This window comes from Nostoc sp. CALU 546 (assembly GCF_048836525.1).
Genome location: NZ_JAWJTF010000067.1, coordinates 37,345 through 50,083 on the forward strand (window position 1 = coordinate 37,345; position 12,739 = coordinate 50,083).

The following is a 12,739-nucleotide window of genomic DNA, read 5'->3' on the forward strand; positions in this document are numbered from 1 at the left end:
AATACAATTAAATTACTTAAAAAGCTGCTGTAGACAATCCGCCATCGATAGGAATAGTGACACCTGTGATATAACTGGCGCATTCTGAACTGAGAAAAGCGACTAAGTTGGCAACTTCACTAGAATGACCGCGACGACCGATAGGAATGGTGTTATTTATTCCTGCTGCGATCGCATCAATATTTCGGTCTTCCTTTTGGGCAAATATTTCTAAATATTCTCGATGTCTTGGTGTATCAATAATGCCAGGGTTCACAGAGTTAACTAACACATTCCATTTTGCAACTTGCGTAGCTACAGATTTTGTAAAATTAATTAATGCTGCATTCGCCACCCCTGATTTAATTAAACGAGGGGAAGGTTCTTTCCCTGATGTGCCAATAATATTGATAATTCGTCCCCATTTCTGATTTTTCATGGTAGGTAAAACCAGGCTTGTCATGCGGATATAGCCCATTGTTTTACCTTCAAAAGCGGTTGTCCAATCTTCATCAGAAAGGTTTTCTACTGCAATACTGGAAAATTTCGCTCCCTCGGAATTGTTTACTAAAATGTCAATTTTACCAAATTTATTAAGAGCTTCCTGCACTAACTTTTCCGAGTCAGTTGCTTTTTGAACATCAGCTGATAAACTGATAATTTTTACTGGAAAATGTGCCAGACTTTGACCAGCTTGTTCTAATCGTTCGGCATTTCTCCCACAAATTATTAAATTACAACCTTCTGCTGCCATTTTTTCGGCTATAGCATAACCAATACCAGCACTAGCCCCTGTCACTAAAGCTACCTTCCCTGTTAGTCCTAAATCCATAGTCAATAGTCCTCTAGGTTGCAGTTAGCGATCGCGCAATTCTTTCACGAAAAGAAGCTTCTTGGTAAGATGAATGAGAACGAGGCGGAATCAAAATTTCAACCAAAGATGCTGCTTCATTAGAGGAATTATATCCTCCACAAAACACATCAACTGGAGCATAATAAATACTACCACATTCTAGTTGCTGCTGTTCGTTTTCCACAGACATCATCAACTGTCCATTCAGGATTATTCCCATCTTTTCGCCAGGGGATTGATGCATTGGGATAATTCCTTTTGGTGGAATTTCAGTAATCGCAATCTCAAACCAAGAAGCAACAATAGATTGATATGAGAAACCCGTAATTTCATCTTTTTTAGGCGATACCTTGAGAAACACTTCGTCAGTTGTTTCTGATGGTAAGGAAGTTACGATCCGTTTGACATCGAATACTAGTGCTGTTTCTGGAAAAATATTTCTAGAACCGTGAGGAACATAAGCATTGGCAATATAAGCTTGTTGCAACGGTTCGATAATTTCTTTAGTTCCGTTGACGTTCATTTCTAAACGACCAGAAATTATCATCCCCATCTGACTTTCTAGATGTTCGTGTAGTGGAAAATTAGCTCCTGGGGCAAGATACACTAGTTGAACAAGTGTGTCTTGACATTCATAAGCTATTAAGTCTACATCTGAACCAATTTTTGTACTTTTGGGAGTTGGAAAAAATTTAGACATGACTTTCTGCTATTTTTTTATAAAAAATTGACCAACTCATAGGGATTTTTCCATAGGTAGAAATAAACTCCAAATCATAAGCGTCAACAGCATTTTTATTAGTAATCGCTAGAGTAGCTAAACCCTGTTGTACTTGAATTGCTGCATCGCTAGTAGAAGGAGACAAATCAATCTGAATTTCTGATTGGTCTTGAGAGTCTGGTAAAAGTCTTGACAACAAAGGTAAAGGCGCAGGATGAGTAACAAGTCTAGATCCTTTGAAAACTACCTCTGTATTTTTTTTCTTAGCCAATCCATAAATTGGAGTCGGATAGATAAAAATGAAGCCTAAATCAAAACTTGGCTCCATATAAAACTCATTAATCATTTGGTACGCATGAGGAACTAGAGCCAGATCAACCTTGTCTTGCAGCAAAGCTTCTTTGACATTTGGAAAGCTATCAAATAACTGAATTTCTCCAGTCAATTGTTCTGACTCTAATTGTTTGACTATATAGCCAGAAGCATAGTCACTACTAGTACCACTAGGCCCCAATGTACCTATAATAAAAGTTTTTGTAGGAGGAATAGGAGGTCTAAATTCAATCGAAAACTTCAGCATAGTTTTAACCAAAATCTGATATTAGAAAAAAGAAACTTAAAATTAGTAATTGTTAAACATCTTCTGTACCAAATATTAATTTTCTATCTATATATTGAGACTTATTCTGACTCAAAATTAATGCAGCGAGTACCAAAGCCGTGCCAATCAAACCACGGACTCCAAACTTCTCACCGAGTAGCCAAAAGGAAAAAACGGACGTGAGTACCGGATCGAGGGTACACAATAGCGCTGCCTCGGAAGCTGAAATCCATTGCTGACCTATTGTTTCTAACCAGGTGGTACCAGCAGTTCCTACCAGACCGAGGTAAAGGATAAGACCGTAATTATTTCTCAGAGTCTCAAATTGCCCAACTATCTCTGGCGCTGCCCAGACGGCGCTCAACACTGCTACAATCCACAATTGGATGGCAGTGAGAGATAAAGTTGAGTGGCGTTGTGCTGTTCCCTGAAGTACCAACATATAAACCCCGAAAACAAAGGTGTCGCCAAACAAAAACAAGTCACCTATGCCTAGAGAGCCATTTTCCCAGCACATAATGCCGATGCCTATAAGGGCAACTCCGGCGGCGAGTACAGTTTTCAGCAGCAAGGGCTGACCGAATAACGCTGCCAATAGGGGGACAAGGATCACATTTAGGCTAAAAATGAATCCTCCCCGGTTGGCATTGGCAGTTTCCAGCCCGATCGCTTGGAAGGCGAAACAGGCGAAAAGTAGAAGTCCTAAAACTGTGCCGTCGCGTAATATCTGAGCATTTAGAGAGCGTAAGTACGGAGTAAATATCGCTGCTGCAACAGTAAAACGGCTGGCGGTAAGTACAGCTGGCGAAATGCTAGTGACTGCATCTTTCGTTATTGGAAAAGTCGTCGCCCATATTAGACTAACGATCGCGATCGCAATTATGCCCCGAATGTGGAGGGCGTTTTCTGTAGTTGTGGGTTTGTCATTTGTCATTTGTCATTTGTCATTTGTCATTGGTTATTTATTCCCCATTTAGATCCGTTGCAATGCTCCAGAACTTCTTAGTTCTGCTAAGTTTGTATTGCCAGTACAAAATAAAGCTGTTTCTAGTTCAGCAATCAGAACTTCGACCAACTCATCAACGGCGGCTTCCGATTTGACGGCTGCTTCTAAAAAAGGTCGGGCTAAACCTGCTAAATCGGCTCCTAAAGCGATCGCTTTTGCTACATCCAATCCGTTGATTAACCCGCCAGAAGCAATCAAGGGAATTGTCGGCGCGTTCGCTCGGATGGAATTGATGCACTCGGCGGTTGGTAAACCCCAATCAGCAAAAGTTTGTCCCAAACGACGCTGCTTGTTGTCTTTGGCGCGTTGGCTTTCTACTTTTGCCCATGAAGTTCCACCGGCTCCAGCGACATCAATGGCTGAAACTCCTGCATCAATTAACTTTTGTGCCATTGGTGCAGAAATTCCATTTCCCACTTCTTTTACAACAACCGGAATAGGTAGTTGCTGACAAAGTTGGGCAATTTTACTCAACAGCCCCCGGAAATTTGTATCTCCCCGTGATTGCACACACTCTTGCAGGGGATTCAGATGCAAAATCAGCGCATCTGCTTCTAAGGAATCTACAAGGCGCAAACAATCATCAAGTCCACATCCATAATTTAGTTGCACAGCTCCCAAGTTCGCTAACAACAAAATGTCAGGAGCAAAGGAACGGACGGCAAAGGTAGGAGCTAAATGAGGTTGTTCAATCACAATTCGTTGCGAACCAACTCCCATTGCTAATCGGTAGCGTTGAGCAACTGTTGCTAAACGAGTATTGACTAACTGCGCTAATGCGGTTCCTCCTGTCATGGAAGAAATCAGCAGGGGAGCGCCGAGATTTTTACCCAGGAAGGTTGTTTGCAGATTAATGTCACTGCGGTTAATTTCAGGAAGACAATCATGAGTAAAGCGATAACGCTCAAATCCACTAGTTACGTGCTGAAACTGGACATCTTCTTCTAAGCAGACACGTAAATGGTCAGCTTTGCGAGTCTCAATTTCGGTTACGGCATTGACTGATGGGACAGTGGTAGTCATAATGGTTTTTGTTGACAACGGGTTATTGGTAGCTTGGTGTAAATAGCCTCCTGAAACTTAGCAACATCAAATTCGGCAATACTAAATACTCCTGTTTTATCGAATAGCCGCGATGAAACGCTGTCTTGACAGATGTAGTTAACGCGAATGTCTTCGTGTAACGATTCCAAAAGCAGTTGGATGTTCGCTAGCCGTGCCTCTTCAATGGTTTTAGTGTGAGGATCGTTTGGGTCAAGAACATGACCATAACTGCGAACATGAAAACGGCACTCTCTGGGGCCGGCGGGAACTAGGGAAAAAGTTTGAACGTGTTCGGGAAATACGCTCAAAGAAAAAGGCATGGGGATTTCTTCTTGCGCTGACATTGAGCAGAAGGCTGAGTAACACAGCGTTTCGGGCAAAGAATCATTTTCAGCAGCAAAATCTTGTAGTTCCTGTTCACGCTCCCAAGAATGTCGAGCGATCGCTTTGGCGCAATCATAATATTGTCGCTCGATTGGGGTTAAGCTGGGTGAAGCCGGGTCGCGCATGGGAATAATCATGCCGTTAATGCCTTCACAATCACTCGACACTCCAAACCGACGGGTTAAACCTTTGTGCATCATGGGAAAGTGGTAATCTTCTAAGAAGTTTTCCCACAGCAGTTTGTAATCCACCTCTACATTGACGTCATACCGACCAACTCCACCAATGGGTTGCATATTTTCCAGTTGGTAGGGTTCTAATAAGCCGGGTAGATACCAACTATCGGCTAATCTTGAGCCTTCCCAAGTAAAGCGAATAAAAATGAATCCATAAAAAATGTCAATATCGATGGGTTCTAAACCGTAGTTGGGTAAACCAAATTTCGGATAGCTCCCCCGTTGTCTGACATCCTGAAGTTTACCAGCGAATAATTCACCGCTTGCAGTGCGAATGACGTAGGCTCTTTCACCGACAATATCCAGCCAAGTGAAGTTACCCGGTTGCGGAACTTCGTTGATATGACAAACAAATTGCCAAGTTGGTTTAATTAAATGCTCAACTTCGAGAGCAAACAATGCTGCATCGCCATAAATCCAGATTGGCAATGCTTGTCTTCTTTCAGATGATTCGGAGATGTCTTCTATGTCATCAGCATCAATTTTGGCATAATCACTAGACTTTCCAATGATTTGCTTTTGCTCGTCATTGCTGTAAACTCGTTGAATTACCTCATCCAGTTCTGGCGTTAACCCATCACTATCGACGCTTAGGATCGCGTGTTTGAGTTCGCCAATTAATGAATCCAACATTAATTGGCGACTGTCTCCTGTTCCTTCTGGGGTAATTTCTGCAATTAGCTGTTTTATATTCTCTTCTAAATAACCAATTCTCAAACACAGGCGGATTTGTTCTGGAAGTGTGGCGGTTTCTCCATCTGCATAGCCTGGACTCACAGAATTAAGCAGATTTGTAATTTTTGCTCCGATATTTTGATAGTTTTCAGATGGTGATTTTGGCGTGAGGTGATTATTTTCTGAAAGCTTGGCAAAAACCGCCTGATTTTCATCAATTTTGACCTCAAACTCTTGCAAACTATAATTTTTGAGATCAAAGTCAGCACCAAACTCTCCTCTATTTGCCCCTGGTGCATTCTTGCAATGTCCATCTATACCATAAGCCCATCCATGATAAGGACAAAGAGCCGATTTATCTATACCCACACAACCGTGACCTTCAAAAACTGGTGCTTGGCGATGAGCGCAGACATTGAGAAAAACGCGAACCGTTCCGTCTGCTTGATGTACAGCCACTAACGGTTCTTGAAAAATCTGAACAGCTATAAAATCTCCAGGCTTGGGAATTTCTGCCAAGGAACAAATAAAATACCAGTTTTTCTCTAGTTCTGATGGTTCAACAGAGATTGAACGAATAATTTTAGCGGCAAAGTAATCATAAACAGTTTTAATATTAACTTCTGAATTATTTTGTTTGTTATATTCAACAACTGCATTAACTAAATATTTATAATTTTTTTCAACAGCAGGATCACCATTTGCTGATAATAAATTTGTGACAAAACTATTCCATGCTACTTCATCATTCTTAGCAAAATTATTACCTGTAGCAGCAAGGGAATATTGCTGTCTTCCAACTTCCACAAAAAGTTTACAAAGTTCCTTTTCTTTTACTAAAGTCATTTCACCTCTTCCTACTTTTTATCATATCCGTGAGCAATTGTTTTGGAATTGTGGCAACAATGGAGAATTGGTATACCCTAGTTCTTCTAATTTAGTTAAAACTTTATTTGCGCTTTGGGCAATACTTTCTTCATTAGTTTTGCATTCCACATCAGGTTCTAAAGGTATTTCGTATAAATCATCAATTCCGGTGAAATTTTTGATTTCACCATCTCTAGCTTTTTTATACAAACCTTTGACATCTCGCTGTTCACAAACTTCTAATGGAGCATTGACATATACTTCAATAAAATCCCCAATCTGTTTTTTCACTTCTTCTCTAACTGCTCGATATGGCGAGATAACAGAAACCAGTACTATCACATTATTTCTAGTTAGCAGATTAGCTACAAAACCAATTCGTCGAATATTTTCGTCTCGATCCTCCTTGCTAAAAGTTAACCCCTTACTTAAGTTTTGGCGAACTACATCGCCGTCTAATACTTCAATTTTATATCCGGTGCGTTGCAGTTCTGTTTCCAAAAATTGGCAGATGGTAGTTTTACCAGCACCACTCAAACCAGTTAGCCATATTGTTATACCACGCTGTTTTTCCACCATCCTACCTTATGCTTTTACTAAACTGCTGTTCTCGGAAAAGTGTATTTTTGTAAAATTTTCATCTTTCCTTTTTCAAAAATTATACATTAAGCTGCTAATAACCAATAGCTGCAATAAATCAACAATTAGCGATTGGTTATTAGCCATTAATCTTAATCTTCAAGAATTGGTTCAGGAATGACTGGTACTGGATGGTCAAGACGATAAGCATTCCAGGGTTTGATGAAAGATTCTCGTTTCATCCCAGAAAATCGTCCTAACTGTTTATGAAAGAGACTTTCATAAAAGTCTAACTCTTTCCTTAAGAAGTAAGGGGCTTTTTCTCCATAAACTTTCACAAACATTCTGTAGGTATTATAATGTTTGGCTGCAACATCCTCGGAATAAAACATCAAATCATCTTCAATGTCATTTAAGACTTCCAGTGGCCACATCAGCCTTATTTCTTCATTTAATTCATCTTCAGGGTAATTTAAACCTAACATTTTTAACAAAGTACAATGTAAAATTCGATAATCAGAAGAACGTAACTCAGCCGCTTTTTTAATCATTCCATGAGTTACATGAGATGCTGCTAATAGTTGAGTTTCTAATTCAAAATATTCTTCCAACTTTTGCATATACAATTCAACATGGCAATGCTTGAGATTATACTCTTCTAAAACAGCCAAGATCATTTCTTGCTTAGAACGCCAAGGAGAATGTTGTAGTGTTCCATAGCCTTCACCTTGAAGTTTTTCAACTTCATCATCGGTTTGATAAACCAGAGCTTCAATAAAACCTAAGATGGGATAAAACCGAAAGAAATCATTCATTGAGAGGTTATAAATGGGAAAATAATAAAGTACAAATTCTCTCAATACTCTGCTAGACCGACGCATACTTTGATAAGAAATGCAGGATATTTTGGAAGCAAGCTTATTAACTAAAACTCCTGAATCACGCGCGGTTGTGAGTGTAGCTTTCGAGATTGTCATAAATAATGAATATGGTTGGTGTGGAAAAATTAAAACAATGGACAAAGTGAGGATACGTCTTCTCTTGATAGAGATGAGTTGTTCACAACTTCATTCAATTTCTGCTAGCAGTTCGTCCAACGCTTCTTGGCTTAAACCAACTTCAGGGAAATCTGAAGGAGTATAGCCTCCTGCTTCTGGGGATAAGCAGTGGTCAATAATAGCTTCTAAAACTTTCACATACTTGTTAGCCAAATTTTCTACAGTAGTCTGGTGATGGAAAGCCGAGCTATATTTCCAATCCAGTTGCAATCTGCCTTCAATGACTAATCCACTCACATTCAACAAATGGCGGCGTTGTCCTTTGGGACTGTGAATAGAACCGCTAGACTCTGGGGCATATTTCCAACCAAGGGGTGCTAGGTGCGTTTGGTCGAATTGACCCAAGTAGTTGAAGCTAACTTGAGCTTGAGGGAGTAGCCCAAGTTGCTTGTGTATGGTTGCATCGTGGCTCAGATACCGCAGGATGCCATAGCCAATACCTCGGTTGGGGATGCGTCGCAGTTGCTCCTTAACCGACTTGAGAGCCTCTCCAGGATGGTGAAGACCTGCAAGTTTTAAACAAACGGGGAATATACTGGTAAACCAGCCTACTGTCCGGGACAAATCTACATCCTCAAACAAGTCCTCCCGTCCGTGACCTTCTAATTCAATCAGTAGGGAATCATAGCCTGTCCAGCCAGCAAAACTTTGTACTAATGCGGTCAATAGCACATCGTTAATTTGGGTGTTGTAGGCTCCCGGAACATCCTGCAACAAGGCGCGAGTCTGTTCTCTACTCAGAAATACAGAAACAATGCGACTTGAACCAACAGTGTTTTCTGACTCAACAGCAGGAAAATCCGACGGTAAGGGAGTAATTGCAAACAACCTTGAGTGCAACCAGTAATCTAACTCTGAATGCAGTCTTTGATGGTCTGCATAATCCTGTAATCGGATTGCCCAATCCTTAAAGGAAGTTGTTTTTGCAGGAAGTTGGATGTTGTTCCCACTATCTAATTGTTTGTATGCCTCAGATAAGTCTTCTAGCAAAATCCGCCAGGAAATCCCATCTACAGCCAAGTGATGGATGACGATGAGCAAACGTCCAGCGGAAGATTTGCCGAAGTTAAATAGAACGACCCGCAGCAGCGGCCCATCTGCTATATTTAGCGATCGCTGTATTTCTTCTACCTTTAACTCAATTACCTTTGATTGTTCTGCTTGAGTCAGGTTAGAAAAATCAGCGTTAGCTAATAATATGCCATCCCAGACATCACTGTTGTACTGTTGCCATTGCGTTGCTTGCTGCACAAACCGCAGCCTCAAAGCATCGTGATGGTACAGTAACTTTTGTAATGCTTGCTCTAGTAATTCCGGTTGGATATTTGGCGGAACTTCTAGTAGGAAAGATTGGTTAAAGTGATGGGGTTCGGGTAAATTTCGCTCAAAGAACCAATGCTGAATTGGTGTTAGGGGAACAATGCCCTTAACTAAGCCTTGTTCTGCCTCATTGGAGGTAGTTTTCACGGCTACAGCAGCTAACTCAGCAATGGTTTGGTGCTGAAATAGCTGTTTTGGAGTTAGTTTTAATCCAGCTTGATTGGCTCTGGCGATAATTTGGATTCCAATAATGGAATCGCCACCCAATTCAAAAAAGTTGTCGTGAATACAAACTTTTTCTAATAGTAAGACATCTTGCCAAATTTTTACCAAGATTTTTTCGGCATGGGTGCGAGGAAAGACAAAGCCAGTTGCGTCATTGAACTCTAACTCTGGAACTGGTAAGGCACGGCGGTCTACTTTGCCATTGGGCGTAATTGGCAATACCTCCAGAACTGTGAAGGATGCAGGAATCATATAGTCGGGTAGCTTTTCCTTGAGGAACGATCGCAACTCGCTACTGCTAGGCTGTTCTCCTTCGGGGATCAAGTATGCTGCCAAACTCTTAATCCCTGGCTTATCTTCCCTAGCAATGACAATGGCATCTCCTACCTGGGGATGTTGAGTTAAAACTACCTCAATTTCTGCAAGTTCAATTCGGAAACCACGGATTTTTACTTGGTTATCAATGCGACCAATAAATTCAATATTTCCGTCAGGTAGGTAACGCGCTAAGTCACCTGTTTTGTACAATTTTTTGCTAGAAGTTAATTCTGCTTCAGCAATAGAATTGGGAATAAACTTGTCCTCGGTTAAATCTGGACGGTTCAGATAACCTCTGGCTAAACCATCACCACCAATACATAATTCACCAGGAACACCAATCGGTACAGGTTGGAGATGGCGATCCAGAATGTAGATTTGTGTATTAGCTATTGGTTGCCCAATTGCTAAATTTTTTGCGCCTTCTGGTACTTCCTGCACTAAATACCAGGAAGAGAAAGTAGTATTTTCTGTTGGCCCATAAACGTGCAACAGTCGCTTTGGAGGTTGATTTTGTAATAAGGTTCTGACCCAGTTTGGCTCAACCGCCTCTCCACCAAATAAAACGGTTTGGAGAGTTTTAAAGATTCCTGGGACTTGACTTACTAGCTGGTTGAATAAAGCTGTTGTGACGAACAAAAAGTCAATCTGCTGGTCTTGGAGTTGTGTGGCGAGTTGTGGCGGCGAAAGCAAGACTTCTTTACTAATACCTACTAGCCTAGCTCCATTAAGCAAAGCTCCCCAAATTTCAAAGGTAGCAGCATCAAAAGCTGCATTCGAGGCTTGAGCAACTCGATGATTAGCTGTTAACTTCACGTAGTTAGTGTTACAAACTAAGCGATTCACAGCTTGATGAGTAACGGTTATACCTTTCGGTTTTCCTGTGGAACCAGAGGTATAAATTACATAAGCTAAATTATGGCTTGATGCCTCACTTTCAGGGTTTTTCTGGCTATATTTGCTAATTACCTTCTGCCAGCAAGTATCTAAAAATACTACTTTAGCGTTGGTTTCTGGTATCTGCGCTGTTAACTGTTCTTGAGTCAGCAGTATTGATACCTGAGAATCATTCAGCATATAAGCCAAGCGTTCTTGGGGATAAGCTGGATCAAAGGGAACGTAAGCACCACCTGCTTTGAGAATTGCCAGCATTGCGATAATCATCTCAAGCGATGCCTTCGGCAACGTCTTCGACGAACGCTCGACGCAAATTCCCACTAATACTTCTGTTCCGACTCCCAAGCTTTGTAGATAATGCGCTAATTGATTGGCGCGATCGCTCAATTCTCGGTATGTCAGGGACTCGTGTTCATACACCACAGCGATCGCATCTGGTGTTTGTTCTACCTGTTCCTCAAATACTTGATGGATAGATTTAGTATGGGGATATGGTATGTGAGTATCATTCCATTCCACTAGTAATTGATGACGTTCACGCTCAGTTAGCAATGGCAATGTACCCACTGATGCTTGAGGATTCGCCACAATTCCCGCTAATAATGTCTGGAAATGACCAGTCATCCGAGCGATTCTATCTTCATCAAATAAATCGGTGTTATATTGCCAAAACCCTTGTAAGCAGTTATCTTGTTCCCACATTTGTAATGTGAGGTCAACCTTGGCATTAACATTATCTAGATGTAGAGGAGTAACAGCTAATTCAGGCGTTTCTAATTGCTCTATTGCAGCATTCTGCAATGCAAACATCACCTGAAATAGGGGACTGTGGCTGAGACTGCGCTCTATTTGCAAAGCTTCGACAATCTGCTCAAAGGGTACGTCTTGGTTGGCGTAGGCATCCATGCAAGTAGAACGTACTTGCGTTAGTAGTTTTGAGAAACTCGGATTATCTTCTAGGCGAGTTCGCATCACCAAGGTATTGACAAAAAAGCCAATCAACCCTTCTATATCTTGATAATTGCGGCTAGCGATCGGGGTTCCTAGCAGAATATCTTGCTGACCACTGTAACGGAACAGTAGAGTCGCATAAGCCGCCATCAAGGTCATAAAGAGGGTAGTTCCTGACTTGTGGCTGAGTTCTTTCAGCGATGCCGTCAGTTTTGCATCTAGCTGGAAGGAAAAACACCAACCCCGGAAAGTTTGCACGGAGGGACGAGGCCTATCCGTAGGTAGTTCCAAGAGAGGTGGTGCGTCTGCTAATTGTTGCGTCCAGTAATTAATTGAGGTTTGTAGTACTTTTCCTTGCAACCATTGGCGTTGCCAAATCGTAAAGTCTGCGTATTGAAGCGGTAATTCTGGGAGGGGAAAAGGTTCGCCAACCAAGAAGCCTCGATACAAACTCGACAATTCTTTGATGAATACTCCCATTGACCAGCCATCACCGATAATGTGGTGCATGGTCAATAACAAAGCATAAGACTCTGACTTGAGTTGCACTAAAGTGACTCGCAGCAACAATCCTTTGGTAAGGTCAAAGGGTTGCAATTGATCTTGAGTTGCTAAGAGTTGCAATTGTTCTGACTGTTCTTTTCCTGACAATCGTTGCAAGTCTACAACCGAGAGTTTCATAGTTGCGTGGAGAGCAATTACTTGTACAGGCGTTCCCTCAACTGCACTAAAAGTAGTTCGTAGAATTTCGTGACGGCGGATAATCTCGTTGAGACTGCGTTCTAAAATTTCTATATCCAAACGCCCGTTCAGACGGACAGCTTTAAACATATTGTAAAAAGGGCTGTCCGGCTCAACTTGCGCCAAAACCCATAGGCGTTGTTGGGCGAAAGAAAGGGGGAAAGTCTGAAATTCTGTTTGATTTCCCCGATAAACTTTCGCAATAGCACGGTTATTTCTTTTACTATCTATTCCCTGTTCCCTATTCCCTATTCCCTGTTCCCTATTCCCTATTCCCTGTTCCC

9 protein-coding genes are annotated in these 12,739 nt (G+C 41.4%); all 9 read right to left on the minus strand.

The genetic code is table 11. The annotated features are described in order from the left end of the window. Positions 1–16: 16 nt before the first annotated feature. The gene (locus RRG12_RS27275; RefSeq protein WP_069074358.1) at positions 17–811 is read right to left on the minus strand and encodes an SDR family oxidoreductase; all 795 of its coding nucleotides are present in this window, start codon (positions 809–811) and stop codon (positions 17–19) included. 13 nt (positions 812–824) lie between these two features. Next, entirely contained in the window at positions 825–1,532 is a 708-nt protein-coding gene (locus tag RRG12_RS27280) for a cupin domain-containing protein (protein WP_420761323.1), read from the minus strand. Next, positions 1,525–2,133 (minus strand): LysR family transcriptional regulator, encoded by a 609-nt coding sequence (locus tag RRG12_RS27285; RefSeq protein ID WP_141699893.1) that lies wholly within the window; start codon positions 2,131–2,133, stop codon positions 1,525–1,527. Before RRG12_RS27285 ends, RRG12_RS27280 begins: the two co-directional genes overlap by 8 nt. 52 nt (positions 2,134–2,185) lie before the next feature. Then, entirely contained in the window at positions 2,186–3,088 is a 903-nt protein-coding gene (locus tag RRG12_RS27290) for a DMT family transporter (RefSeq protein ID WP_420761324.1), read from the minus strand. Positions 3,089–3,127: 39 nt separating this feature from the next. Continuing rightward, positions 3,128–4,183: a type 2 isopentenyl-diphosphate Delta-isomerase gene (gene fni / locus RRG12_RS27295; RefSeq protein WP_420761325.1), complete on the minus strand. Its 1,056-nt coding sequence runs from the start codon at positions 4,181–4,183 to the stop codon at positions 3,128–3,130. Then, entirely contained in the window at positions 4,180–6,345 is a 2,166-nt protein-coding gene (locus tag RRG12_RS27300) for a Rieske 2Fe-2S domain-containing protein (protein WP_420761326.1), read from the minus strand. The genes fni and RRG12_RS27300 overlap by 4 nt, the downstream gene beginning before the upstream one ends. A gap of 21 nt (positions 6,346–6,366) precedes the next feature. Beyond that, positions 6,367–6,945: an adenylyl-sulfate kinase gene (gene cysC / locus RRG12_RS27305; protein ID WP_420761327.1), complete on the minus strand. Its 579-nt coding sequence runs from the start codon at positions 6,943–6,945 to the stop codon at positions 6,367–6,369. 152 nt (positions 6,946–7,097) lie between these two features. Continuing rightward, complete coding sequence (locus RRG12_RS27310; protein ID WP_069074352.1) at positions 7,098–7,922, minus strand: hypothetical protein; 825 nt, start codon at positions 7,920–7,922, stop codon at positions 7,098–7,100. A 90-nt stretch (positions 7,923–8,012) separates the two neighbouring features. After that, on the minus strand, positions 8,013–12,739 hold a 4,727-nt coding region (locus RRG12_RS27315; RefSeq protein WP_420761328.1), incomplete at its 5' end, for an amino acid adenylation domain-containing protein.